This window comes from Pseudomonas sp. URMO17WK12:I9, assembly GCF_900230165.1.
GTDB lineage: Bacteria > Pseudomonadota > Gammaproteobacteria > Pseudomonadales > Pseudomonadaceae > Aquipseudomonas > Aquipseudomonas fulva.
The window spans coordinates 93,337-119,569 of the sequence record NZ_OCMQ01000010.1 but is presented as its reverse complement, the minus strand read 5'-3'; the positions used below and the strand labels follow the sequence as shown (position 1 = coordinate 119,569).

16 protein-coding genes are annotated in these 26,233 nt (G+C 62.6%); 10 read left to right on the top strand and 6 right to left on the bottom strand.

The features are described 5' to 3' along the window. Positions 1-24: 24 nt before the first annotated feature. Positions 25-2,382, bottom strand: a complete 2,358-nt coding sequence (gene pbpC, locus CRP40_RS18265) for a peptidoglycan glycosyltransferase PbpC (RefSeq protein WP_027915171.1) — start codon at positions 2,380-2,382, stop codon at positions 25-27. A 77-nt stretch (positions 2,383-2,459) separates the two neighbouring features. Between pbpC and CRP40_RS18260 the strand changes: the two genes are divergently transcribed. Then, on the top strand, positions 2,460-2,753 hold the full coding sequence (locus CRP40_RS18260) for a hypothetical protein (protein ID WP_023535173.1): 294 nt from the start codon (positions 2,460-2,462) through the stop codon (positions 2,751-2,753). Between the two features lie 52 nt (positions 2,754-2,805). On the opposite strand, the gene CRP40_RS18255 is transcribed toward CRP40_RS18260, so the two are convergent. After that, entirely contained in the window at positions 2,806-7,701 is a 4,896-nt protein-coding gene (locus tag CRP40_RS18255; protein ID WP_027915170.1) for an alpha-2-macroglobulin, read from the bottom strand. Positions 7,702-7,904: 203 nt separating this feature from the next. Between CRP40_RS18255 and CRP40_RS18250 the strand changes: the two genes are divergently transcribed. After that, a complete protein-coding gene (locus tag CRP40_RS18250) occupies positions 7,905-9,242 on the top strand; it encodes an MATE family efflux transporter (protein ID WP_027915169.1) in 1,338 nt (445 codons plus the stop codon). A 97-nt stretch (positions 9,243-9,339) separates the two neighbouring features. Here CRP40_RS18250 and speA read toward each other — a convergent pair whose 3' ends face one another. From speA to CRP40_RS18230, 4 genes are all read right to left on the bottom strand, one after another. After that, positions 9,340-11,253: an arginine decarboxylase gene (gene speA, locus CRP40_RS18245; RefSeq protein ID WP_023535169.1), complete on the bottom strand. Its 1,914-nt coding sequence runs from the start codon at positions 11,251-11,253 to the stop codon at positions 9,340-9,342. 150 nt (positions 11,254-11,403) lie between these two features. After that, positions 11,404-11,775, bottom strand: a complete 372-nt coding sequence (locus CRP40_RS18240; RefSeq protein WP_027915168.1) for a translation initiation factor Sui1 — start codon at positions 11,773-11,775, stop codon at positions 11,404-11,406. 203 nt (positions 11,776-11,978) lie between these two features. Beyond that, a complete protein-coding gene (locus CRP40_RS18235) occupies positions 11,979-12,515 on the bottom strand; it encodes an NUDIX hydrolase (protein WP_027915167.1) in 537 nt (178 codons plus the stop codon). Position 12,516: 1 nt separating this feature from the next. Further along, positions 12,517-13,584, bottom strand: a complete 1,068-nt coding sequence (locus CRP40_RS18230; RefSeq protein ID WP_027915166.1) for a DUF2333 family protein — start codon at positions 13,582-13,584, stop codon at positions 12,517-12,519. Between the two features lie 248 nt (positions 13,585-13,832). Between CRP40_RS18230 and CRP40_RS18225 the strand changes: the two genes are divergently transcribed. From CRP40_RS18225 to CRP40_RS18185, 8 genes are all read left to right on the top strand, one after another. Continuing rightward, positions 13,833-15,191, top strand: coding sequence for a diguanylate cyclase (locus CRP40_RS18225; RefSeq protein WP_027915165.1), 1,359 nt, complete (start codon positions 13,833-13,835; stop codon positions 15,189-15,191). 123 nt (positions 15,192-15,314) lie between these two features. Then, positions 15,315-17,276, top strand: a complete 1,962-nt coding sequence (locus tag CRP40_RS18220; RefSeq protein ID WP_027915164.1) for a methyl-accepting chemotaxis protein — start codon at positions 15,315-15,317, stop codon at positions 17,274-17,276. 125 nt (positions 17,277-17,401) lie between these two features. Further along, a complete protein-coding gene (locus CRP40_RS18215; RefSeq protein WP_027915163.1) occupies positions 17,402-19,165 on the top strand; it encodes a protein-disulfide reductase DsbD in 1,764 nt (587 codons plus the stop codon). A 179-nt stretch (positions 19,166-19,344) separates the two neighbouring features. Beyond that, positions 19,345-19,800 (top strand): type II 3-dehydroquinate dehydratase, encoded by a 456-nt coding sequence (gene aroQ, locus CRP40_RS18210; protein WP_003255330.1) that lies wholly within the window; start codon positions 19,345-19,347, stop codon positions 19,798-19,800. 96 nt (positions 19,801-19,896) lie between these two features. After that, positions 19,897-20,355, top strand: coding sequence for an acetyl-CoA carboxylase biotin carboxyl carrier protein (gene accB / locus CRP40_RS18205; RefSeq protein WP_023535179.1), 459 nt, complete (start codon positions 19,897-19,899; stop codon positions 20,353-20,355). 17 nt (positions 20,356-20,372) lie between these two features. Next, positions 20,373-21,728 (top strand): acetyl-CoA carboxylase biotin carboxylase subunit, encoded by a 1,356-nt coding sequence (accC, locus tag CRP40_RS18200; protein ID WP_027915162.1) that lies wholly within the window; start codon positions 20,373-20,375, stop codon positions 21,726-21,728. Between the two features lie 524 nt (positions 21,729-22,252). Beyond that, positions 22,253-24,859: a T6SS effector BTH_I2691 family protein gene (locus tag CRP40_RS18190; protein WP_027915161.1), complete on the top strand. Its 2,607-nt coding sequence runs from the start codon at positions 22,253-22,255 to the stop codon at positions 24,857-24,859. Next, the gene (locus CRP40_RS18185) at positions 24,859-26,061 is read left to right on the top strand and encodes a hypothetical protein (protein WP_050587332.1); all 1,203 of its coding nucleotides are present in this window, start codon (positions 24,859-24,861) and stop codon (positions 26,059-26,061) included. Before CRP40_RS18190 ends, CRP40_RS18185 begins: the two co-directional genes overlap by 1 nt. Positions 26,062-26,233: the final 172 nt, after the last annotated feature.

Here is a 26,233-nt window from a genome sequence, read left to right as displayed (position 1 = left end):
CCAAGGCACCGGCACACCGCCGTACTACTCGTTGACCTGAAACACGACCCGCGCGGTCTCACCGCTTTCGTCCAGCGCACTCAATTCGGCATGCCCTGCCTGCGGCAGGCGCACCAGCAAGCTGTCCTGCCCCTGGGTTTCCCCCAGCGGTTGTCCATTGAGGAACCACCAACGCCGCCCACCACCGCCCAGCGCCGACACTGGCACTTGCAGCGGCTCACCACTGGTGGCGGGGCGACGCAGATGGTCACCAGAACGAATACCGACGATGGCCAGCGGCGGGGCACTGACCGGACCTTGCGGTGGGCATGTGGGGTCCATGGCCGGTAGACGGGCAGCCCGCCGTTCAGCTCGAGGCAACCAGGGTTCCAGGGGGGCGGGCCACAGGGCCACCTCGCGCGCCTGGGCGCCTGGGCAAGTGCTGTCGACGCGCAAACCGCGGTCGTTGACCCAGATGTGTTCGCGCAAACCCAGGCCCAGCGGCTGATCGGCCGCCTGCAACGTAGGGGGAACGGTGCCGTCCAGGGTCCAGGCAAAGCGCTGGCGCCTGCAGTTGTCGTCCTGGCGGCTCATAGCTTGCCCCAAAGGCCAACAGATCGCCGCCACCCCGACATTGGCAGGCGTTCGCTGCACCGGGGCTTCGAACCCGCGCTGGCTGTCCCGGTTGCTGAGCAGGTCGTGCACTTGCAGCATCAACGGGGCGGCCGAGGCCAGACCGAACTGCCCGGCCACAGGGGTGCCGTCCGGCCGGCCAATCCATACCCCGATCAGGTAGCGAGGGCCGACGCCAATCGACCAGGCATCTCGAAAGCCGTAGCTGGTGCCGGTTTTCCAGGCCAGTTGGGGGCGACGTACCAGTTCGGCATGCCGATCGCGGTCGGGCCGAGCCTGGCCACCAAGGATGCGCCGAATGATCCACGCCGCACCCGGCGACAAGAGCCGGTGCTCCACCAAGGGTGCTTGGGGCTGCAACCGCACCTGGGCGCTTTTACCCTCACGGGCCAAGGCCGCATAGCCGCCTACCAGGTCTTCCAGGCGGCTACCGGCACCGCCCAGGATCAGCGAAAGATTCGGCTCGGCCAGCGGCGGTAGCGTCAGCGGCAAGCCGCCCATGCGCAGCTGCGCGGCGAAGCGTTTCGGGCCATAGGCCTCGAGCAACTGCACGGCGGGCAAGTTGAGCGACAGGGCCAATGCCGAACTGGCCGACACCGGCCCGCTGAAGCCGCTGGAAAAATTGCCCGGACGGTAGTCACCGTAGCGGCGTGGCACGTCCTGCAACAGCGACTCGGAATGAATGAGCCCGTCATCCATCGCCAGGCCATACAGAAACGGCTTGAGCGTGGAGCCAGGCGAGCGCAACGCCCGCACCATGTCCACGTGCCCGAAGCGCCGGGCGTCCGTGAGGTCGATCGAGCCCAAGTAAGCGCGTACAGCCATGGTCTGCGCATCGACCACCAAGATTGCGGCAGACGTGCGCTCCGGCAGGCGCGCTCGCCATCCCAGCAGCAAGTCTTCCAGCCGGCGCTGTAACCCGGCGTCCACGGTGGTACGGATCAACGGCGGGCTACCAGGGGTGTTCAGACGGCGGGCCAGCAATGGTGCCAATGCCGGCTCCTGGCGCGGTGCCAGCACCAGCGGTTCTTCAGCTGCTTCACGCAGGCGCTGCTCGGGCCACACTTGATACTGCGCCAACCGTTGCAGCACCTTGTTGCGCGCGCGTTCGGCGCGCTCGGGGTGGCGGTCAGGGCGCAGGCGGCTGGGCGCTTGCGGCAGCACCGCCAGCAGGGCTGCCTCCGACGGCGTCAGGTGCAAGGGCGACTTGCCCAGATAAGCCCAGCTGGCAGCGGCAACACCTTGCAAGGTGCCGCCGAACGGCGCGCGGTCCAGGTAGATTTGCAGAATGTCCCGCTTGGACAGGTGCCATTCCAGCTGCAGCGTGCGCCACAGCTGCCGCAACTTGCCCGCCACGGTGCGATCATGGGGATCGAGCAGGCGCGCCACCTGCATCGACAACGTGCTGCCGCCTGACACCACGCGGCCGCCCCGCGCGTTCAACCACGCCGCCCTGACCAAAGCCATCGGGTTCACGCCCAAGTGCTGGTAGAACCAGCGGTCCTCGTACGTCAGCAACGCTTGCAGGTATAGAGGCGACACCTGCTCGGGGCTGACTGGATAGCGCCACACCCCGTCGGCATCGGCGAATCGCCACAACGGCGTGCCATCTTCGGCCAGCACGACCCGGGCCAGGTCGTCGGAGGGCATGGGCAAAGGCCAGATCCGGTCGGCCAGCCACAGCAGCCCCATCAAGGCCACCGCGCCAATCACCAGGGCACGCACTGCCTTGCCGGTTCGCGATCGCCGCCAACGGGCTAAGCTTGGCATCGGGAACCGACCTGCCCCGACAAGGGCCAAAGCACTGGAAACGGCAAGAACGCCGCCATGTTGATCAGGAAGCAACTATGCATGTAGAAGGTTTTTTCGAATGGCTGGGGCAAGCACTGGGATCGCTGATCCGCATCGTCGTCGACGCGCTGAGCGGGTTGTTCAACCTGTTGGCCAATGCGGGCGGCAACTTCGTCGATGGCCTGTCGCGCACGTTGGGCATGGACACCTCGCTGGTCAGCATCCTGGCCCTGATCGTGGGCCTGATGTTGCTGTTTTCGGCGATCCGCGCCTTCATGCGTGCCTCGATCATCCTCGGCATCATCTGGCTGGTATTGGGCCTGTGGGTAATGAGCTGGGTGATCCATTGAGTGGCCGTGCGACGAACAGGTGAAAGCCCTGCTCGTCGCACAAGGCTTGCCCCTAGCGAGGCTTGACCGTCATTTCACCCTGCCCTTCCCCCACCGCCTGCAGGTTGGGGCGGTACATCGACTCGACCTGCGGTGGCGGTACCCGGTAGGTACCTGGGGTCACCGCTCGCGCCAGGTACAGCAGGTGGGTGGTTGCGTAGCTGTCCAGCTTGAGCGCTGCGACGTAACGGTCGTCGCGATACTCCTGGTGAACCACGTTGGCATTTTGCATCGATTCGCGCCATTGCTTCACTGCGCCGCTGGCGTTATCCAGGCTGGCTGCACTTTGCGCAAGGTTCTGGTTTTCAAGCTCCAGGCCCGCTGGCAAGAGATCGACCACCAGCGCATCGGGAACGCGCTCATCGGCCTTGAGGGCAAGATGCACCAGCACCAGATCGCCGCTGCGCAGGTTCGCCAAGTCCAGCGGCTGGCCCTTCATGCCCAGGTACTCGCGGCGGATCTGCATGCCATTGCTACTGGCAGGCGGCGCCTGGCGGGGGTAACCCGACAGGGTCAGTTGCTGGTAGACGGTCTGGCTGCCATGGTTCTGCACCGTCAGCGGCGATGCCAGCAGGGGCCCTTCCAGCTTCATGCCGGCTTCGGCGTTATTGAAATCACGCTGCTCACCGGCGCTGTCCAGACGGGCCTGCCACTTGGCTTCAGGCGTACCCAGCAGGCCACGTCCGGCCAGGAACAAGGCGTTGCGCTCCTGGGTGGACAGCCAGCGATTGGCCGCCACTTCATCGGACAGGGCGAAGAGCCGCTGGTCCACCTGGCCACTGGCAAGTTTGTTTTCCTGCAGCAGTGCCAGGATCAACGCCTGGTCACGCAGGGGGCTGCCGTAGTCTGCCATCCAGTGCTTGCCGCGGCTGACGGCGAGCCCTGCCTGCAGGGCCTGGTCGGCACGAGGTTTGTCACCCATCTTGTCCAGCGCCACGGCCAGTTGCACCAACGGCAAACCGGAACGCGCTTCGGCGCGGCGCTCGAACAACCCGCGTAGCGCGCCCAAGGGCGCCTGCTGACTGCGCGACAGCACCAGCGCGGCGTAAGCCTGCACGGCGAACCGGGTGTGATCGGCGTCCTCGCTGTAGTCCACCTCGATCAGGTTGCGCTCCTGCAGGTAGCGCAACAACCGCTCGCTGGCTTTCTTCAGCGCCTCGGCGGGTACCCCGTAGCCTTGATCGCGGGCACGCAGAAGGAAGTCGGTGACATAGGCCGTCAGCCAGTATTCCTCTTCGCTGTCGGCACTCCACAAGCCAAAGCTGCCGTTGTAGCGCTGCATACCCAGCAGGTGCTCGATGCCCATCTCGATCTTGCGCTTGCGCACCGTGGCCGGTTCACCCTCGATGCCGAGCCGTTTGAGGGTATCGGCGTCCGCATACAACGATGGGTACAGCCCGCTGGTGGTCTGCTCGAGGCACCCATACGGGTAAGCCTTCAGCGCGCGGATCTGTTCGGCGAGGTTGAGCGGGGGGCGGCTCGACAGGGCCAGCGTGCCCTCGAGGCCGGCAGGCTCGAAGGCAGCAAGGTCCGCCTCGGGCAACGTCCAGGGCTGATCCTTCAAGGCCACGCGGAAATGCTTGAGCATGGCGGGATAGGCCGGACGCACGCCCAGTGTCCATTCGCGCTCGAACGTGGTCTGCGCCTCGCCGGCCAACTGCAGGCCGGTCACCTGCACATGCACTTTGCCCTGCCCCAGGCCACCTTGAGCCTGTACCGGAATCATCAGGGTGGACCGCTGGCCTTCGGCCAACGCCACAGACTGCATGGCATTGCCGGTCAGGCTCACTTGCCCTTCGGTGGTCACTTGCACGGTCAGCTGTTGGGCAGCTCCCGACAAGTTGGCCAGGTCCAGCGCCAAACGCGTCTGATCGCCGCCTGCCAGGAACCGCGGGGCCGAGAGTTCGGCAATCAGCGGTGCGGCCACAACGGTCTTGCCCTCTGCCATGCCAAAGTGATCCTCGGTCCAGGCCTGGGCCATGAGCCTCAACTCACCGTTGAAATCAGGGATATCGACCGTGGCCTGCCCTTCCCCCTTCTCGTTCAGGGTCACCGGCAGGCTCTGCTGGGCCACGATGGTGACGGTAGTATTAGGGCGCTTGCCCCCCTTGGCCATCGCCGCGTCACCACCGAATGCCAGGCTGGCCAGACGCCCTTGCCCGGCTTCGATCAGTTGCCCGTAGATGTCGAGCTGATCGGCACCGTAGGCCTTGCGACCAAACAGGCTTGCAAAGGGATCCGGGGTCTTGAAGTCGGTGATATTGAGGATGCCGACGTCCACCGCCGACACCAGCACACGCACCTGTGCAGGCACGCTGCCGTCGGCGTTTGCCGCCTTGATTTTCACCGTCAGTGGCTGCTTGGGACGCATTTTTTCCGGTGCCTGCAACGTCACCGCCAGCTTGCGCTCGGCACGGTCGAGCGGCAGGTGCAACAGGCCTACCGCACGCTTGGGCGTGGCATTGGCCTTGCGTTCACCTGGGCGCACCACCAAGGTGCTGAGGTAAAGGTCGTGGCGTGCCCAGGCTTTGTCCAGCGGGATATCGAAGGTCTTTCCTTCTGCAGGCACCTGGATTTCCTGCCACCACAACGGGCCGTCGCTGGACTCGATCATCAAGTAACCACTGCCGGCGGCTGGTGGCGTAACCGTGACCTTGGCCGTTGCACCGTCGGCGTAGGAGGGCTTGTCCAAGGCCAGCTTGACCTGGTCGGGGCGTACCGCTCCGCCCTCGGCATTGTCCTGGGCGCGGTAGCCTGCCCAGAAGCGCTGACTGGACACCAGGCCGGTCTGCGGGTCTTCGACCTCAACGCGATAGGGGCCCCACTCGACCGGGAAGCTCAGCTTGGCCGTGGCGTCGGCCTTGACGCTTACCGTCTCTTCCACCTGGGTCAGGAATTTTTCGTTGTAGGCGTAGCTCCAGCCATCACCTTGCGAATAATTCCAGTAGTAATCCCGTCGCTCGCGGATCAGCCTGACCTTCAGGTCGTCGGCGGCCAGTTTCTTGCCCTCGCGGTTAGCGACCAGAAACTCGAATTCCACCGGGCCTTCACTGTCGGCTTCATCACCGTCGAACAGCCCGCGCAGGCCTGGGAGGCGTTCGGCCGGCCAAACAGGTTGCTCAAGGCGACGGGTGATGGGCCTGCCACCGGACTCCTGCAGGCTCGCCTGCACGGTCAGTTGCAACGGCGAACGCGCCTCTGCCCAGCGGCTGGAAATATCCAGGACCGCCTTGCCTGCCTGGTCGAGGGTGACTTCATCAAGCTCCAGGTCCTGCTCCAGTTCGCCTTCGGTAACCGAGCCGAACTGGTAGCCCGGCAGTGCAGGTACCGCTTCACGCAGCGGGCGCACATAGGCCTGGCCACTCAGGCGATTGCCAGCGGCCGGCGCACCGTATAGATAGCGGCCAGTCACCTCGATGCGCGCGTCCTGATCAGGGGCCAGGGGCTTGCTGCTGCCTTTGAGTTCGAGGGCCAGCCGCTCAGGCAGGAAGTCCTCGACCAGGAACTCGTAGACCTGCTTGCGTCCGCCGCCCAGGTCGAGCAGCAGTTGCCAACGGCCGGTCGGCGCCTCGGTGGCCAGTTGCAACTGGTACTGGAACAGGCCGTTATCGTCTGCTTCCCAGACGAACTTGCGGCTGACTTGTTCATCCGGCCGGCGTACTTCGACGTTCACCGGTTGCGCCTTGACGGGCTTGCCGTCCTGGTCGCGCAGCAAGCCGTTCAACAGCACCGTTTCGCCTGGGCGATACAGGTCGCGCGGGCCGAAGATGAAGAGTTGCAGCGGATTGGCCTGGGGACCGGTGATGTCGAATTCCGCCAGGTCCAGCGCCGCAGTATTGAGCCGCAACAAGGTCGTGTGCACGCCTTGGGTGGCGATGAGGGTATCGGCCTTCGTTGTGATCGGCAGTTCAGCATGGCCTTTGCCATCGGTGCTGGCTTGGGCCAGCAGCTTGCCTTTCTTGTCGTGGAGCTCGATGTTGACGCCATCCATCGCCTTGCCCCCCTCCAGGGCCTGGGCGAACACATCGATGCGATCGCGGTAGCGGTGGGCCGACACGCCAATGTCGCTCAGGGTGAACAGGGTAGCTGGCTGGGAGTAATCGTAGGTACCCGAGGCGCGCATTACGGCCAGGTACACACCGGGCTCCTGCAGCGGCTTGATGCCGGCAATGGGCAACAGCACGGTTTCACGCGTGTTGCGTGCAGGGTTGAGGTCGAAGCGGCCGCTGTAGACCAGCTCGGCCATGCTCAGCGTGTCCTTGGACTGGTAGTACTCCAGGCTGCTGCTGCGCCCCCAGTTGGCCATGAACGAGGAGACCATGTCCGGTTTGACGCGAAAGAACTCCACATCCACCTTGTCCACGTTCAATGCGATGACCGGCAGTCCCTCTGCCAGCCGCGTCGGCAACAGCGAACCCCGGCTGGCGAAGCCAACGGTGGGTTGCAGGTCGCGTGTCTCAAGGCGAGTGATCGACTCTTCCTGCAAGGCCTTGCCATTGACAGCCAGCAGGCCTTTGTCCACGGTCAGCACCAGCTTGCGCTGCGGTTCCAGGTGACGCAGGCGCAGCTCCATCTGGCTGTCGGACAGCTCCCAGGCACCGTCCAGCTTGCCCTTGACCGTGTCCACCAGGTGCACCTTGTTGGCGAAGTCCTGGTCGGCATCCAGCGGCGCCGAGAAACTGACCGACAGCGTGGCCGCGCCATCGAGCTGTACTTCCGACACATCCAGTACCGTCAGCTCACGACCCTCGTAGCGCTTGGCAAGCACGGCGGGGTCTTCGCGCTGCGCTGTCTTGGCGGTAGCGCTGGCGGTTGGCTTCTGGGTAGGGGCCGAGGCGTCGGGCGTTGAGGCGTCACAGGCGCTGAGCAAGGCCAGCGCGCAGGCCAGCAACAATCCTTTGTTGAACATGGAGTAGACACTCGAAGGCAGGGTGTAGATGAAGGCAGCAACTATAGCGCAAGGCCGAGTGCTGCACCCAGCGTTGTGCGCCAGATGAGACCTTGATCGCACACAATGGTTGCGTGGCCGTTACACTGTCGCCCTTGGCTTGCATTGCCGCCTTGCGCGCGTCCGTTCGAGCGTTTGCAGCCCTCGTTTTCGCTGGAATGAACATGCCCCGATTCTTCGCCGACTGGCACCACCGCCCCACCCACTTCAAGGTGTGGGGGCTGGCCGCGCCCATGATCCTGTCCAATGTCTCGGTGCCACTGGTTGCGCTGGTCGACAGCACCGTCATTGGCCACCTGCCCCATGCCCATCAACTCGGCGCAGTGGCCGTGGGCGCTACGCTGTTTACCTTCATGGTCGGCTTGATGGGCTTCCTGCGCATGGGCTCGACAGGCTTCGCCGCCCAGGCCGCCGGCCGAGGGGATGGCGCCGCCCTGCGCCAGGTGTTGGTTCAGGGCCTGATGCTGGCAGTGGGGTTCGCATTGCTCATCGGCCTGCTGGCCCTGCCCTTCAGCCAGTTGGCACTGCACGCCATGCAGCCCAGCGCGGCCCTGGGGCAGGCTACGCAAACCTTCTTCCACACCCGGTTGCTGGGCCTCCCGGCGGCACTGGCCAGCTACGCCTTGGTCGGGTGGTTTCTGGGGACACAGAATGCCCGGGCGCCGTTGGCGATCCTGCTGACCACCAACCTGCTCAATATCGTGCTGAACCTGTGGTTCGTGCTCGGCCTGGATTGGGGCGTCCTGGGCTCGGCACGCGCGTCGGTGATTGCCGAATGGTGCGCGGCCCTGCTGGGCCTGGCGCTTACCCGTCCGGCCCTGCGCGCCTATCCGGGCCACATCGCCTGGGCAGCACTCAGACGCTGGCAGGCCTGGCGCCCGCTGTTGGCGGTGAACCGCGACATCTTTTTGCGCAGCCTTGCCTTGCAGTTGGTCTTTCTACTAATCGCCGTACAGGGCGCACGCCTGGGCGAGGCCACGGTGGCGGCCAATGCACTGCTGCTCAACGGCCTGCTGCTTACGGCCTATGCCCTCGATGGCCTGGCGCACGCGGTCGAGGCGCTGTGCGGTCACGCCATTGGCGCTCGGGACCGCGACACGTTACGCCGTGCGCTGGTGGTGGCAGGTGGATGGTCGCTGATTGCGAGTTCGGTCTTTGCCGGTCTGTTCTGGGTGGGAGGACACCTGTTCATCGATCTGCAAACCGATATCGACAGTGTCAGGGCGGCGGCTTACCCGTACCTGCCCTATCTGGCGTGCCTGCCGTTGATCGCCGTGTGGAGCTATTTGCTCGATGGGCTGTTCATCGGGGCCACACGGGCTCGGGAAATGCGCAACGCCATGCTGGCATCGCTCGCGATTGCATTGCCGCTGGCCTTTGCCCTGAGCGGGCTGGGCAACCATGGCCTGTGGTTGGCGTTTCTCGTCTTCATGGGCGTGCGCGCCCTGACGTTGGCTTGGGTGGCGTGGCGCCTGCAAGGCAAGGACGCCTGGGTGGCGTGAGATCAGTGGCGTGGACCCGTGAGCATTCGAAGACAGTGCTCACTGCCGCCACGCCGCGAAGGCGTGACGGCAATGAGGCCTCACGGGCTGACGCTTCTCAGGACGAGAGGTAGGACGAACGGGTCAAGCCCAGGCGCAGCGCATCCAGGTACTGGGTACGCTCGCGCGCGGTGATCTTGGCGCTGGCCACCTTGTCGCGGTAGTGAGTCATCAGCTCCTCGGGGGACAGGTGCACGTAGCGCAGCATGTCCTCGATGGTGTCGTGGGTCTCGATACCGGCGTGGTACACGCTGCCATCGGCATTCTGGTAGATGTTGACCGAGTCGGTGTCACCGAACAGGTTGTGCATGTCGCCCAGAATCTCCTGGTAGGCACCGACCAGGAAAACGCCCAGCAGGTAGTCCTCGCCCTCGTTCAGGGCGTGCACCGGCATGCTGGTCTCGATGCTCTGCTCATCGACATACTGGTTGATCTTGCCGTCGGAGTCGCACGTCAGGTCTTGCAGCACGGCGCGCCGCAGGGGCTCTTCGTCCAGGCGGTGCAGCGGGATGATCGGCAGCACCTGACCGATGGCCCAGGTGTCCGGCAGGCTCTGGAACACCGAGAAGTTGCAGATGTACTTGTCCGCCAACTTGTCGTTCAGCTCGTCGAGTACCTGACGGTGCGAGCGCTGGCGAGCCTTCAGCGAGTTGTAAAGACGACGGCACACAGCGTAGTAGCACTGCTCGGCCAGGGCTTTCTCGGCCAGGCTGATCTTGCCGTCAGCATACTGCGCGGCTACATCGCCCATGTAGTGGGTGGCGCGCCAGTAGGTTTCGGTCACCATCTCGATGTCGGTGGGCCCCAGCAGATCGGCCAGCCACTGCACGGTTTCGGGCAGCGCGTCCTTGTTCTCGATGGTCGGCACCTGGTCATTGTGTCGCTCCACGTCAGTGACCTGGATGACCAGCATGGCATGGTGAGCCGTCAGCGAACGGCCGCTCTCCGAGAAGATGTGCGGGTGCGGCAAGCCCTGCGCGTCGCAGAACTCTTTGAGCATGCCTACCACCACGCCGGCATAGTCATCCATGTCGTAGTTGATCGAGCTGGCGTTGCGCGAGTGAGTGCCGTCGTAGTCAACACCCAGGCCGCCGCCCACATCGATGTGGTCCACCGGCAGGCCCAGGGCGCGCAATTCGCCGTAATAGCGGATGGCTTCCTTGAAGCCGTGCTGGTAGTCCGCCAGGTTGGCGATCTGCGAGCCCATGTGGAAGTGCAGCAGGCGGATACCCTGATCAAGGCCGGCATCGCGGAAACGCTGCACCACGGAAATCAGCTGCGCGGCAGAAAGCCCGAACTTGGACTTCTCGCCCCCGGTGTCAGCCCACTTGCTCGATGCCAGCGACGACAGGCGCACGCGCAGGCCCACCTGCGGCTTGACCTTGAGGTCGGCCGCTTCCTCGATCACCAAGGCCACTTCGGACTCTTTCTCGATGACGATGAAGACGTTGTGGCCCAGCTTCTGTCCCATCAGCGCCAGGCGGATGAACTCGCGGTCCTTGTAACCGTTGCAGACGATGGTACCGCCCTTGGGCGCCAAGGCCAGCACCGCCAGCAATTCGGGTTTGGAGCCGGCTTCCAGCCCGATGGACACGTTCTGGGTGGCGATGATGTTCTCGACCACCGCCTCCTGCTGGTTGACCTTGATCGGGTACAGGGCGGTGTACTGGCTCTGGTATTCCAGGCGCGCGATGTTGGCGTCGAAGGCGCCGGTCAGCTGGCGTACGCGGTCCTGCAGAATGTCGGGGAAGCGCACCAGCAAAGGCAGCGACAGGCCGCTCTGGCGCAGCTGGTCAACCTGCTCGTACAGGTCGATCGGCGAGCTGTCCGGGCCGTTGGGGCGCACTTCGACGCGCCCGGCTTCATTGATGGCGAAATACCCAGCGCCCCAATGGCGGATGCCATAAACACTGCGGCTGTCGGCCACGGTCCATTGGCTACCATCGTCTTTGCGTGTGCGTCGTACGGACATTCAAGTCCCCTATAAATTGAGTCAAGACACTGCCGGTCAAACCGGGGAAGCAGTGTAGAAGCCAAAAATGACGGTTCGCCCGTGCTCTGGGGTAGACCCTGGGCACTGCGACGAGTTTAGAAAGCGCAGGACGAAAACCTGCCGAGCGACTCAGCCGCCCGACTTTTTCGCCTTGAAGCCCTGCTTGCTCAGCTCGTCGAGCAGCAATTGCACATGATCACCCTGGATCTCGATGACGCCGTCCTTGAGCGCGCCACCGGTACCACAGCGGCGCTTGAGGGTGGCAGCCAGTTCCTTGAGCTGATCGGGCGGCAACGGCACACCCGTGACGGTGGTCACGGTCTTGCCGCCACGGCCTTTGCTCTCGCGGCGCACGCGGGCAATACCATCACCCTCGGGAATGACCTGCTGCTTGCAGGTACAGGCATCCACGGGCTGGCCACAGTCAGGGCAATGACGACCGGCATCGGTCGAATAAACGAGACCGCCGAGGGCGGAGAGGGAAGAAGCTTTCTTGGCCACTTTTGTGCCTCGGTGCTGAGGACAAAAACTGGTCGTACCTGCACATGAGGCCGACCGCGAAGCCCCACTCTGGCAGGGGCGGCGCTACTGCCGCAACACGTGCGGCAGCCCGAAAAGGCCGCGCAGTGTAACGATAAACGGTGCAGTTGCTAAGTACTGGATTGCGCCATTTTGCGAATGTTTTGCGACCCGCTGTGCAGCGGTTAGACGAGGCTGTTCCTGTAGCGGATCAACGCAGCCATCGAGTCAGGGCAATAAGGCCTGAGCCGACTGTCCTCCAGGGCCTGGTCAATACCGATGAAACGTGCCTCGATCACTTCCTCGGGCTGCAGCCGCAGCGGCGCATCGGACACTGCCGAGTACAAGGCGCACCACAGGCGATTGTCAGGCTGATCGAAGAAAAACCGCTCGTGAAAGCGCAAGGTCACGTCGGCGACGCCCAGTTCCTCGGCCAGCTCGCGCGCAGCCGATTCGGCGTACGTTTCACCAGCGGCCACCATGCCGCCGGCGGCAACGTCCCAGTAGCCGGGGTACAGCGCCTTGCTCAGGGTACGCCGGTGCACGCACAGTTCACCGGCACCATTGAACAACAGAATGAACGTGCAGCGCCCGATCAGCCCGCGCTCGCGCAACTGCGCCCTGGGCAATGCGCCGAGCACCTGGTCGTGTTCGTCCACCCAGGTAACCCGTTCCCGGTCCGAAGCCGCCCGGTGGGCGGCTTCATCAGGGCTGAAGCTCATCTCAACCCTGCGACAGCAGCTGGCGCAGGTCGATGACCGCCGCGTTGGCGCGGGAGATGTAGTTGGCCATGACCAGCGAGTGGTTGGCCCACATGCCGAAACCACTGCCGTTGAGCACCATCGGGCTCCACAGAGGCTCTTGCGAGGCCTCCAGTTCCCGGATGATCTGACGCACACTCACGGTGGCGTTCTTCTTGGCCAACACGTCGGCAAAATCGACTTCGATCGCACGCAGCAGGTGCGACAGCGCCCAGGCCTGGCCGCGGGCTTCATAGAACACGTCGTCGATCTGCAGCCATGGGGTTTCCACCACTTCCTCATCTACCTGCGGCGCCTGGCCAGCCACCACGGACTCGGTCTTGAGGGTGGTGTTGAGCTTCACGCGGCCTACACTGGCCGAGAGTCGTTGCGACAGCGAGCCCAGGCGGGTAGCGACGTCACCCAGCCAGTTGTTCAGGTTGTCTGCACGGGTATAGAAGATCGCGCCCTTGTCGCCTGAAGCCAGGCGAGCCTGATAGCGCGCCAGCGACTTGATGCCTTCTTCGAATTCCGATTCGCTGGACGGCAGGATCCAGCTCTTGTAATCGAAGTTGAAGCGCGGCTCGGCCTTGGCCAGGTCGGCGTCTTCAGTCGATTGCGACTGGGAGCGGGCGAAGTCCTTGCGCAGCGCGCGGGAAAGGTCACGCACCTGGACCAGTACGCCGTACTCCCAGTTGGGCATGTTGTCCATCCACAGGCCTGGCGGGAGACGGTCATTGGCGATATAGCCACCTGGCTTGTTCAACAAGGTGCTCGCTACCGTCTTGAGCGTTTCGACGGTGGTGTAGCCCACTACCATCTGCTGGCCGTTACGCTCGGCTGCGCTCTGGGCGTTCTGCTGCACCGGGAACAATTCGGGTTCCTGGCTCCAGTACCAGGCAAGACCGATGCACACCAGCAGGTAGAGCCCGATCAGGGCCAACAGTGAGCGGCCCCACAGGCCACCAAAATAGCTACGGGCGGCAGCGCCGCGGCCGTCGACACGCTCGCGGGGCTCGGCTTTGGCCTCGCGGTTTTTCCAGTCCAGCATGGCTATATCCTTGATCAGTCACGACGGTTCAGGGGCTTTGACCACAGGCCTACGCCAGGGTGCCACGGCAAGCCCGCCTGACAGCACTATAAAGCAGACACCGCCTTACGCATAAGCGACCCCTGGGTCGAGAACTGAATAGTCATTCAGCCCAGTTTGTTGAAAGGGGCCACGCATACGCAGCTCAAGAGCTGCTAGCATAGAGCCATCACTGCCCCTGCATACCCCTAACGACAAGTAGCCAGGACATGAGCCAAGCAGTTGAGCCGAGCCCGCAGTGCCCCGCTGAGCATGTTGCGCGTAGTGGCCTGCGCAAGGACGATCCACACGATCAGTTGCTGCTGGCGCCCCAGCGCAGGCCGGTCTATATCCTCTTGCAGGACCACGACCGCGCCGAGCGCCTGGCCCAGCAACTGGAATTCTTCGGCCTGGGCGTACAGGCCTTGCCCACTGCCGATGCCTTTCGCGCATCGGTGGACGAATGCCCGCCTTCGGCGGTCATCATGGACGTCGACTTCAATGGGGTCGGCCAGGGCCTGACGTTGGCGGCCGAAGCCCAGGCGCGGCAGACCAAACCCCTGCCGCTGCTGTTCTTCAGCCACCACGAAACCGATACCCCGACGCGCTTGGCCGCCGTGCGGGCAGGCGGTCGCGATTTCCTCACCGGGACACTGGAGGCTTCCAGCCTGCTGGAGAAGGTCGAGTTACTGACCGATGCCGCGCCGTACGATCCCCTGCGCGTGCTGATCATCGATGACTCACGCACCCAGGCTCTGTTCACGGAACGGGTGTTGGCAGGCGCCGGGATGATCACCCGCAGCCTGACCGACCCGATCGCCACCATGGCCGAGCTGGCTGACTTCCAGCCTGACCTGATCATCCTCGACCTGTACATGCCGGCGTGCACCGGCCCTGAACTGGCCAAGGTGATTCGCCATAACGACCGCTACGTCAGTGTGCCGATCATCTACCTGTCGGCCGAGGATGACCTGGACAAGCAACTTGAGGCCATGAGCGAAGGCGGTGATGACTTTCTGACCAAGCCGTTTCGCTCGCGCCACCTGATCACCACGGTGCGCAACCGCGCGGCCCGCGCTCGGCACCTGAAGGCGCGCATGGTCCGCGACAGCCTGACCGGGCTGTACAACCACACCCATATCCTGCAATTGCTCGAGGATTGCAGCTTCCGTGCCCGGCGCGAACAGCAGCCGTTGAGCTTTGCCATGCTCGACATCGACCGCTTCAAGAAAATCAACGACCGCCACGGCCACCCCATGGGCGACCGGGTAATCAAGAGCCTGGCGCTGTTTCTCAAGCAACGCCTGCGCAAGACCGATTTCATCGGACGCTACGGCGGCGAGGAATTCGCGATCGTCATGCCCAATACCCCATTGGAGGCGGCGTACAAGGTGCTCGATGACATCCGCGGGCGTTTTGCCGAAATCCTCTACCCAGCCCAGCCCCATGACCTGCGCTGTACGTTCAGCGCGGGCGTGGTGCAACTCGATGACGGCCTCGATGCGCTGACCATGGCCAGCGCGGCCGACGAGGCGCTGTACCGGGCCAAGCATGCGGGACGCAATTGCGTGGTGCGTGTGGAGCCCTGAAAAGCCGGGCAATGGGTAAAGGCACTTTGCCAGCCAACTGCGTGCCGCCGTCATCATCGCGTCACACGAACGCAATAACTTCAGGCCCCTGACTCCTCCCTCCCCCGCAGGAAGCTCGCGGCTATGCGCCTGAAGTGGCTGACCAATTTGAATACGTTGTTACTGGTGACGGTGTGCATCGCCCTGGGTGTCACGCTGTGGTGGTCGCAGCGGGCGCTGGAGCGCCCCTACCAGATGATGGAGCGCTACCTGACCCTGTCGCGCCATTTCCAGACTGAGGCGGCCGAGAACATCCAGGCCTATCTTGGCAACGGCGATGCCGTGCGCCATGCCGCGGCACTGCAGGCCACGGTTCAACTGCAAGCCTCGCTGGCCGAATGGCCCGAGGCGATGGCCAGCCAACTGCGCCCCAGCCTGGACGACCTCCAGGCCTTCAGCGCGGGTGAGTTGCTGGCCGCCGGCAAGTTGGCCGGTGACCCCCAGGCGCTGCTGCTGCAAGCCGAGCGCGAGATGGGGGCCAATCTGGAGCAACTGACCACCTATGCGCGCGACAGCACCAGCCCCGACGCTGGGCGATACCTGCTGCCGCTTGTCGAGGCGACCTTGCACCTGAGCAGGCTTGGGCTGGCGCGGGAAAAGCTGGTGGGCAGCGGCCGGCCGGAACTTGCGAACGAGCTGGAACGCGAGCTGCAATCGATTCAGGCCCAGGCGCACGTCATCGAAGGCTTGCCGCTGCTGGGCGTGACCCGTGCTGCCGAATCCGGCGCGGATGACTTTGCCGCGCTGATGGGTTTGCAGACCGATACCCGTGCCCAGCAGGAAGACGTCGCCATAGGCCTGAAGCGCGAACTGCAAAGCCTCGTGGGGCGCTACCCGGCCGAGCTGCAACGCACCCGTGCCCAGATCGACCAGCGCGCCGCCCTGGCGACCCGCGCCACGCAACAACTGGAGGCAGTGCGTCAAGCCATTGCGGCCCTGGAGCCAGAGGTGCGCAGCCTGCATGGCACGATCGCGGGCGAAGTGCGCACCCTGCAAGGGGGGATGATCGTGATGATCCTGCTGATCGCCCTGCTCATCGACACCCTGCAACGTCGTCTTGCACGCACACTCACCGGCCTGGCGCCTGCGCTGTCGCGCTGGGCCGAGGGCGATTTTACCCAGCCTGTCGAAATGGGCAGGACCAACCGCGAGCTGCATGACATCCAGGCTTCGCTCAATCGCCTGCGCCAGTACCTGGTCGAACTGGTAGGCGCCCTGCGGCACAACGCCGAGCAAGTGGCCGGCAGCAGCCATGCGCTGGCCGACATGAGTGCTGCCTTGCACGATGGCGCACAACGACAGGCCGGGGATACCGGGCAGATTCGCGACGCGCTTGGAGAACTGGAAGCGACCATCCAGCAGGTGGCTGGCGACGCCAGCGCTGCAGCCCTGGCCAGCCGTGACGCAGGCCGGGCAGTGGAACAGGGCCAGGCGGTGATCGGGCAAAGCTTGTCGGGTTTACGCACGCTGGTCGACGAGGTGCAGGGCAACGCGCGCATGATTGAGCAACTGGCAGAAGAGTCGGCCACGATCGGTGGCGTGCTGACAGTGATCCGGTCCATCGCGGAACAGACCAACCTGCTGGCACTCAATGCCGCCATCGAAGCCGCCCGCGCCGGTGAAATGGGTCGCGGGTTCGCCGTGGTAGCCGACGAAGTCCGCACCCTGGCCCAACGCACCACCGGCGCTACTGGGGAAATCCAGACCCTGATCGACAGATTGCAGCAGGCAGCCAAGGGCGCCGTGGACGGTACGCGGGTACAACTGGAGCATGCCGAGGCCACTGCCAACCAGGCCCAGACCGCCGACGGTGCACTGGACGAAATCGTGTGCGCGATCCGCACCATTGCCGACACTGCCCTGCGCATTGCCGAAGTGACGGCGCAACAAAGCGCAGCGGTGAGCGAGATCCGTGACCACAGCGAGCGGATTCATCAACTGGGCGGAGATAACCTGCAACGCATCGGTGAAGGACGCGAGCAAGGCGACCACCTGCTTAGCCTTGGCAGCGCACTGAACCAGGCGGTGGGTGCCTTCAGGGCCTGAACCGACCGCCCTGGCTCCACGAAATAGCTTTAGACCATCACCGGCAAGACGGGCAGGCCCACGCATGGTTCCCTGAGCGTCAACTCCGTTATGATGCGCGGCACGTTCGATCTTGCGAGTTCACCATGCACCGCCTGTTTTTCCTGTTGTGCCTACTGCTGGCCAGCCCGGTGTTCGCCACGGGGTTGCTGGACAATCGCCCCAGCGCCACCCTCGGCGCCTCCTCACTGGCCGGCAATGCCGACTTCCTCCCGGTACACGAAGCCTTCAAGCTCAGCCTGATCCAGGCCGACGCCCATGCCATCAAGCTGCGCCTGGTGGCCACCGACGGCTATTACCTGTACCGCCACCGTTTCGTGTTTCGAACCGAGCCGGCCGACATTGTTCTGGGCACGCCGGTCATCCCGAAGGGCGAGGCCAAGCATGACGAATTCTTCGGCGATGTGGAGGTGTATCACGGCATCGTCGACATCGAGCTGCCACGCAATGATTCCAGGGCTTTCACCTTGCAGGTGGGCTACCAGGGCTGCGCTGACAAAGGCTTGTGCTATCCACCTGAAACCGAACGGCTGAGCATTGACGGTGATAGCGCGCCGAGCAGCCAGGCCGCGCACGTCTGGGACTGGAAAGCGCTCCTGCTGTTCTTCATCGCCGGCGTAGGCCTCACGTTCACGCCATGCGTGCTGCCCATGCTGCCCATTCTCTCGGGTGTGGTACTGCGCGGTCAGACAGGAGGGCTGCGCGGGCTGTCGCTGTCACTGGCCTATGTGCTGTCCATGGCTGCCAGCTTCGCCGCCCTCGGGGCCTTGATGGGCCTGTTCGGCGCAGGCCTCAACCTGCAGGCGCGCCTGCAGTCGGCCTGGGTACTGGTGCCTTTTGCGCTGTTCTTCGTGGCTTTCGCCCTGGCCATGTTCGGCTTGTTCGAACTCAAGCTGCCCCAGGCCCTGAGCAACCGTCTGGACGGCGTCGCCAATCGCACCCAAGGCGGCTCGCTGCTGGGCGCCGCGGCCTTGGGCGTGTTGTCCAGCCTGTTGGTTTCACCCTGCGTTTCGGCGCCGCTGGCCGGTGCTCTGCTGTATATCAGTGCCAGTGGAGACGCCCTGGGCGGTGCGCTCAAACTGTTCGCGCTGGGCCTGGGCATGGGTGCCCCGCTGCTGCTGGTCGCAACCGGTGGCGCCGCCTGGCTGCCGAAAAGCGGCCCATGGCTCAACAGTGTCAAGAACGCCATCGGCGTCCTGTTGCTGGGGCTGGCCATCGGTTTGCTCAGCAGGGTCTTGCCAGGGCCCGTCACCTTGGGGCTGATCGGGTTGCTCGCGGCCGGGGTGGCCGTGTTCCTGGGGACACTGGAATTCGTCGTCAAGACGCCTCGCCAACGCCTGGCCCAACTGCTTGGCCTGGCGCTGCTGGTCTACGCCCTGGCCTGCGGGTATGGCGCCCTCAGCGGCCAGGGTGATCCGCTGCGGCCGTTGCCCCCGGTTGGTGAGAGCATGGCTGGTCAGGCTGCGCCCCCTGCCCAGGCGTGGCAAACACTGACCACCGCCGAGGCGCTCGATGCTGCACTGGCCGATGCCAAGGCCGCAGGCCAGCCGGTACTGCTGGACTGGTACGCAGACTGGTGCATCAGTTGCAAAGTCATCGAGCACGAGGTGTTGAATGCACCTCAGGTACTGCCGCAACTGGCGGGCTTCAAACTGTTGCGCCTGGACCTGACGCGCAGCGATGCGGCCCAGCGAGCCCTGCTGGACCGCTATCGGTTGTTCGGCCCGCCAGCGTTGATGTTCTTTGCCGCCAACGGCAGCGAACTGACCGCTGATCGGGTGATAGGCGAGATAAATGCCGAGAACTTTGCGTCCATTTTGTCCCGCGTTCGCGACACGTCAGGCCTGTAACGGCCCGCTGGCATAGGAACATATCGGCGATCAGTGACCGGATCCTGCTATCCGGTCACATACTTCGCGCGAATCTCGGTCATCGTGCTGGCTATTGCCGGGAACTGGACACTTGCCGTCGCTTTAGGCACACTCGCCGCGCTGTGTCGAATTGCCCTACAAATCCAAGGAACTCGCAGATGGCAACGCTACTGGTGCTTCACGGCCCTAATCTGAACCTGCTCGGTACGCGCGAGCCCGGCCACTATGGCGCCGTGACCCTGGCCCAGATCAACCAAGACCTGGAGCAACGTGCTCGCGCCGCGGGCCACCATTTGCAGTATTTGCAGAGCAATGCCGAATACGAGTTGATCGATCGCATTCATGCGGCACGCAACGAGGGTGTGGATTTCATCCTGATCAATCCGGCTGCATTCACCCACACAAGCGTTGCACTACGTGACGCATTGCTCGCGGTGAGCATCCCATTCATCGAAGTGCACCTGTCCAACGTGCACAAACGCGAACCGTTCCGTCATCACTCCTACTTTTCCGATGTAGCCGTAGGGGTGATCTGCGGTCTGGGCGCCAGCGGTTATCGCCTGGCCCTGGAGTCCGCGCTGGAACAGCTGGCTGCCAACGCACAGCCCAAATGATGAAAGCCCTGGCCTCGGTGGCCAGGGTCAAGAGAAGCGTGTCGACACGCTTTAACAATTTCGCCCCCTGACCGAACCTTTGGGAGTTGATGATTAATGGATATCCGTAAAGTCAAGAAACTGATCGAGCTGCTGGAAGAGTCTGGCATCGACGAGCTGGAGATCAAGGAAGGCGAAGAGTCGGTTCGCATCAGCCGTCACAGCAAGACCCCAGCTGCCCAGCAGTTCTACGCACCTGCCCCGATGGCTGCGCCTGCCGCTGCCCCGGTCGCCGCTGCCGCCCCTGCTGTCGAAGCTGCCGCCGCTGCCCCGGCCCTCAAGGGCACCGTCATCCGCTCGCCAATGGTAGGCACCTTCTACCGCAAACCTTCGCCGACCTCGCCGAACTTCGCTGAAGTGGGCCAGAGCGTGAAGAAAGGCGACACCCTGTGCATCGTCGAAGCCATGAAGATGATGAACCACATCGAAGCCGATGTCGGCGGTGTCATCGACGCCATCCTGGTAGAAGACGGCCAGCCGGTTGAGTTCGACCAGCCGCTGTTCACCATCGTTTGAATCGCGGAGAGCCAACGATGTCTGGGAAGCTCGAAAAAGTCCTGATCGCCAACCGCGGGGAAATTGCCCTGCGGATCCTGCGTGCCTGCAAAGAGCTGGGTATCAAGACCGTCGCCGTGCACTCCACCGCTGACCGTGAACTGATGCACCTGGGCCTGGCAGACGAGTCGGTCTGCATCGGCCCTGCATCGTCCAAGGATTCGTACCTGCACATCCCGGCGATCATCGCCGCTGCCGAAGTCACCGGCGCGACCGCGATTCACCCCGGTTACGGCTTCCTGGCGGAAAACGCCGATTTTGCCGAGCAGGTTGAGAAGTCCGGCTTTGCCTTCATTGGCCCCAAAGCCGACACCATTCGCCTGATGGGTGACAAGGTGTCGGCCAAGGACGCGATGATCAAGTCGGGTGTACCGACCGTGCCGGGCTCCGACGGCCCGCTGCCGGAAGACGAAGAAGTCGCGCTGGCCATCGCCCGCGACGTCGGCTACCCGGTGATCATCAAGGCCGCCGGTGGCGGTGGTGGTCGCGGCATGCGCGTGGTGCACAAGGAAGAGGATTTGATCGCCTCGGCCAAGCTCACCCGTACCGAAGCCGGTGCAGCCTTCGGCAACCCGATGGTGTACCTGGAGAAGTTCCTGACCAACCCACGTCACGTGGAAGTACAGGTCTTGTCCGACGGCCAGGGCAATGCGATCCACCTCGGTGACCGTGACTGCTCGCTGCAACGCCGCCACCAGAAGGTGCTGGAAGAGGCTCCGGCCCCAGGCATCGACGAGAAAGCGCGCCAGGAAGTGTTCAAGCGCTGCGTGGACGCGTGCATCGAGATCGGCTACCGCGGTGCGGGAACGTTCGAGTTCCTGTACGAAGATGGCCGCTTCTACTTCATCGAGATGAACACCCGTGTGCAGGTTGAGCACCCGGTGTCGGAGATGGTCACAGGCATCGACATCGTCAAGGAGATGCTGAGCATCGCCGCTGGCAACAAGCTGTCGTTCCGCCAGGAGGACGTGGTGGTCCACGGCCACTCGCTGGAGTGCCGTATCAACGCCGAAGATCCGAAGAAGTTCATCCCAAGCCCCGGCAAGGTGAAGCACTTCCACGCACCAGGCGGCAACGGCGTGCGCGTCGATTCGCACCTGTACAGCGGTTATTCGGTTCCGCCGAACTATGACTCGCTGATCGGCAAGCTGATCACCTGGGGCAAGGACCGTGACGAAGCCATGGCCCGCATGCGCAATGCCCTGGACGAGATCGTCGTCGATGGCATCAAGACCAACATCCCGCTGCACCGTGATCTGGTACGTGATGAAGGCTTCTGCAAAGGCGGCGTCAACATTCACTACCTCGAGCACAAACTGGCCAACCAGGATTGATCGCGTAGTGTGACGTACAAGAACCCCGGACTGGCTCCGGGGTTTTTTCATTGCCTGTTAGGCTTCATTAATGGCTGATACGGCCCTTCAGGGTGCTTGCGGCCAAACACTGTGCAAATGGCGATCACCCAGCAAACGGTGTCTACCGACCTAGCAGAGCAATCTGCGTATTCCCGCCGCCCTCTCTAACTTGCATGACTTGATGATCTGGCTTGCCGCAAAGAGCAAGCACCGATGCCGCTTGAGTATGAAGCGTGCCCTGCAACGAAAACTCCTACTGAGCATTGGGAACTTCCTGGCAAGACGAAAACAGTACCTTCGAATATAAATTGAGTGCAGGAAAGCGACTCGATGAGTACCTGATTAATGCGGCGTTGAGACGGCAAGCCTACTCGGTACTGCTTGCGAAAAACCGACTTGCGATTCCGTTTGGCAGGCTGCCATGAAGAATCACTCGAGCAAAGCCTGCCACTTGCCCAATGCCTTCAAACACACCTGCACCGTTTAATTCGCCAGAGGCCCTCATGTTCGATCTGAAGATGCTGATGGAAATCAATCGGCAGAACTGCGAAGCCTTGCAAGACCCTTTATCCATAGGGCCCGCCGTCTCATGCACCCGCACCTTCACCGTTCTGCCATTACGCTATGCCGCCGTGGGCGGTAATCCCTACCAGCGTCAGCAGCTCCCTACTCTGCCTCAACACCTGCGCCACCCGCATCGCACCGCCGCGCTGCATCAGGCGGACTATGCCATTCGCCCGCTGCGTGAAGGTTTCCTGTATGTCATGGAAAAGCGCAGGCTCAGTGGGCAATACAGCCTTCACCCTCCCTACCGAATCGCCGCGAACGGCGCCCTGTCGCTCTTCGACCCTGAACATCCAGAGCCAAAACCGCCTGGCATCTCCACATTCCAGGATGTCGTGCGCGCTATGACCTGGGCATTCACGGTTCATGATCTCGACGACTTGCTCGAGCTTCGCCTGTTCTACAGCCCCGATCCGTTGACCATCGCGGCGCAGCGGCAATTGCTGCGTCGACGCGACCTGCTGCCTGCAGTAGACATAGCGCCCTTCGCCAGCCCCAGCTGCCCAATGCCCAGGCCCTACACGATACGTCATGACCAGTTGAACCTTGTCGCCGACTTTGCCGCGGAATCCAACGACGTGTTGCGCACGCTGTTGGACGCTCAGGTCTTCAGTACACCAAGCATCAGCTCGCTGGCGGCGGCCCGCCAAGCCTTGGGCCCCTTGGGCAGTAAACCTGAAGCACGGGGCGTTGCCGTGGTGGTGGAGGATGCCATCGGCATTACCCAGGAACTCAATGCCTGGCGCAACGCTGGCATGGAACACCTCAAGCATTGGCTGGAAGCCAGCACTGAGAGCGGTGGCCCTAGTAACGAGCGAAAGGTGTTGGTTGCGCAAACATTCACCGAACTGCATCAGCAATTCACGGAGCGAAAGGTTGCCGCAATGGTCGATCGCCGCAGAGAGGCGATGCGCGGCTATCTCGGCAGCGACGAGGCGGTTCCACGGTACATGGCCGAGGGGTGGGCAACAGCTAAAGAGCACATTCTGGACAGCGCCGCTGAACTTGAAAGGCAGAAGCTCGAAACGCGCGCAAAAAATGGAGAATTTGCCAAGCAATTCGAAGAGCGCTATCTGTCACTCGTTAACCTAAAAGGTATGTACCAGCACCCTGATGTGTTTGAGGCGCAGAGCGCCGAAGCCCAACGTCTCGCCGAGTCCAGAGCGGCAGATCACCTCGCATGGTTGAAGTCGTCCGCACTGGTAGACGCACTTGCCCACTACGACGAAAACGACCCTGCCAATGGCCTGTGCTTTGCGCACCAGACAGGGCTGTGCGTAGCCGGCCTCGAAGGCGTGCCATCCGGCGCAGCGCTGCTTGCTCAATGGTGGCGCGCCGACGCTATCACCCCCGACAACCTGGCGCTGCGCTCGTTTGTCCATAATCAGCGCGAGATCGCAGAGGTGCTTGCGCAGACACGCACAGCGCTGGACGCACTGGCACCGGGCAGCGACCCTATTCTTCAACTGGAGGCGGCCCTCAAACAAGCCAAAGAGCTCGCCGCACACTTCAGCCGGCTGGACAGCCACCTGGACCAGCTCACGCAACACAGCCCCACCAACACTGCTGGCGCGCTGGCCTGGCTCGGGCAGCTGGGGCGCCAGAGCCTGTCAGTAGGTGCGCCCGGTAGCACTGACCGGTTGCTGTATCGACGCCTGAGCACCTACCTCATTGCCTCGCTGGGTAAGCAAGCCGTGGAACTGCGCTTGAGTGAGCAGGCGCTGGACGGTAAAACGCCCTCGCCCGGTCGCGTCGCGGCCCCCATCGTGCGCCGGCTTGATCGAGCTTATGCAGAGACGTTGCGCGGGGTGCACGGGAATCAGTTTTATCGCTTGCGGGTCGCCAGCGGATTGCTGCTGTTGGAGGCCGGGCTGCTGCTGTTACAAGGCAGGCGGGATGACAAGGACCGACGCTTTTGGAGCGAAGTGACTGCGGCCGCATTTACCAGTGCGGCTGCGGGGATGGAGCTGCTTGCAGTGGGCACTGAACTGACACTCAGGGGTGTTGGTGGGAACAGCGTCACTGCGCGGGGCGCGCAAGTTAGCCTGGGACGGTATCGGTTGTGGGGGGCTGGTTTGGCGGCGGTGGGGGGAATCATAAGCATTAGGTGGGACTATTCCGATGCCCTTGATGCACAAGCTAAATCTGAACAGTTATCAGTAGCAGCTTATGGCGCCAGGATAGGCGCTACTCTTGCCTTACTCACGGGACAAGGAGGAATAGCGTTTTCCCAGGCTAGTGCGCTTCTAAGTTGGCTATCCATCAGCGTCAAAAGCACATACACAATTAGCTTAAGCACTACGCTGTCACTATTATCAGCACGACTGGCCGCGAGCAATGCTGCCATGCTTTGGCTTAGTCGCCTGAGCTGGTTCGGAGGCGCCATCGTGCTCATTAGCAGTACCGTCTTACTTATTATCGACAAAGACGCCCTTGAAAAATGGTGCAACAAATGCTGCTTTCGCATTCAACTATCTGACAAAGGTTATGCCGAAGACTCAGAAGAACTCAAAGACCTGTTCAGCGCAATCTGGGAGACCACCTAGTGTACCTTTTTGAGTGGCTTACATGGCTTGCCTACACCGATCCGAAGGACGAGCGCGAAGCTTTCGAAAAGCGACATAAAAAAACCAGAAAAAAAATCGTGTATGAAAGCGACGATCAGGAAATGATTGAGGCCGCGAAAAAATCAGCCAGCAATATCCCTAAAAGTCGCGGACCAATTTATATTTATAACGAGCACGTTCTGGAAATACGCAGTGGCATGTGGGAGGATAAACGCGGACTTATCAGCCTGATTTCCGCTACTGTCATAGGTACGGCCGCATCTTTCTTATACATGGCGGCAATATCGTTGATGCGACTGTTGGAAATGGATAAAAGCGTTCAGGATGAGTCATACGGACCCCAGCTATTCATAGCGCTATTTAGTACCAGCTTGGCGCTATTGATTTTCATACCTTACGTAAAATATGGCTTACGTATTTCACGTTTGGAAATGTTCACATCCCGCCATTTGCTAGTACGCTTCAACCGAATTACCCAACAGGTCTACCTGCATCGTCCGACGTCCTGTGGGGGTATCGTCACACTTCCCTGGCACGGCGTCACCTCCAGTGGCTCAGATAAAAAATACGCTACAGCCGCAGGCGTAGGCCTTCCATTGGAACTCCTATGGCCGCCTTCATTCACCGGCACACTTCATCCAGAACTCGTCCACGTCGGCAAAGCCTCCAACAACTTTGCGGAGCAGCAATCCGAGTGGGAGTTCATCCGCCGCTTCATGGACGAGGGCCATGAGGGCCTGCCGCGCCCGTCTATCACCTCGCATTTTCCCTGGCCCTGGCAAGCCTTCACGCCTCAATTCGAAGGCCTGACCCACTACTTTCGAAGATCTTCTCGAATCACCAAACTCGGCCTGGTCTTGATCTCGCCCGCCTTCCTGATCATCGGCACCGGCCATTGGCTAAGCCTGATGCTGTGCTGGAAACCGGGCTGGCCCAGGATCATTCGTGAAGCCGGCTTGCCCGGAAAACCCGTCCCGCCGCTGACCACACTTGATGATTATCCACCCGCTATCCAAGCACGGTTGCGTGAAAACGCTTACCTATGGGCTACTCGCCCAGGCAAACGCCCGCAGAGAAAGAAACGCACCTCTACCCGTAAGCCAAAGACCGAAATTGCCACCGCGTGCCTACAAAACGATATCTCCGGTGAAACACATCGTGCGGACGGCTCATCGGGCTGATATCAACTTGAAGTTTTTCTCTTGGCTATGATCACTCCACATGGGTTTTTCACTGAACGCAGCTTCCAGCCATGTGCATTGTGCTGTTGATCTTCGCGACTTCAGCAGGCCGAACGCAGCCTGTGCGTAGGGCACGGCTCTGAAACGGCAAGCTGCGGCGCCTGAACGATTG

Excerpts from the sequence above, each read along its gene's own strand:
- CRP40_RS18250 (WP_027915169.1), top strand. The coding sequence starts at position 7,905 with ATGCCCCGATTCTTCGCCGACTGGCACCACCGCCCCACCCACTTCAAG.
- speA (WP_023535169.1), bottom strand. The coding sequence starts at position 11,253 with ATGTCCGTACGACGCACACGCAAAGACGATGGTAGCCAATGGACCGTG.
- aroQ (WP_003255330.1), top strand. The coding sequence starts at position 19,345 with ATGGCAACGCTACTGGTGCTTCACGGCCCTAATCTGAACCTGCTCGGT.
- accC (WP_027915162.1), top strand. The coding sequence starts at position 20,373 with ATGTCTGGGAAGCTCGAAAAAGTCCTGATCGCCAACCGCGGGGAAATT.
- CRP40_RS18190 (WP_027915161.1), top strand. The coding sequence starts at position 22,253 with ATGTTCGATCTGAAGATGCTGATGGAAATCAATCGGCAGAACTGCGAA.
- CRP40_RS18230 (WP_027915166.1), bottom strand. The coding sequence starts at position 13,584 with ATGCTGGACTGGAAAAACCGCGAGGCCAAAGCCGAGCCCCGCGAGCGT.
- CRP40_RS18225 (WP_027915165.1), top strand. The coding sequence starts at position 13,833 with ATGAGCCAAGCAGTTGAGCCGAGCCCGCAGTGCCCCGCTGAGCATGTT.
- CRP40_RS18220 (WP_027915164.1), top strand. The coding sequence starts at position 15,315 with ATGCGCCTGAAGTGGCTGACCAATTTGAATACGTTGTTACTGGTGACG.
- pbpC (WP_027915171.1), bottom strand. The coding sequence starts at position 2,382 with ATGCCAAGCTTAGCCCGTTGGCGGCGATCGCGAACCGGCAAGGCAGTG.
- accB (WP_023535179.1), top strand. The coding sequence starts at position 19,897 with ATGGATATCCGTAAAGTCAAGAAACTGATCGAGCTGCTGGAAGAGTCT.
- CRP40_RS18260 (WP_023535173.1), top strand. The coding sequence starts at position 2,460 with ATGCATGTAGAAGGTTTTTTCGAATGGCTGGGGCAAGCACTGGGATCG.
- CRP40_RS18215 (WP_027915163.1), top strand. The coding sequence starts at position 17,402 with ATGCACCGCCTGTTTTTCCTGTTGTGCCTACTGCTGGCCAGCCCGGTG.
- CRP40_RS18255 (WP_027915170.1), bottom strand. The coding sequence starts at position 7,701 with ATGTTCAACAAAGGATTGTTGCTGGCCTGCGCGCTGGCCTTGCTCAGC.
- CRP40_RS18235 (WP_027915167.1), bottom strand. The coding sequence starts at position 12,515 with ATGAGCTTCAGCCCTGATGAAGCCGCCCACCGGGCGGCTTCGGACCGG.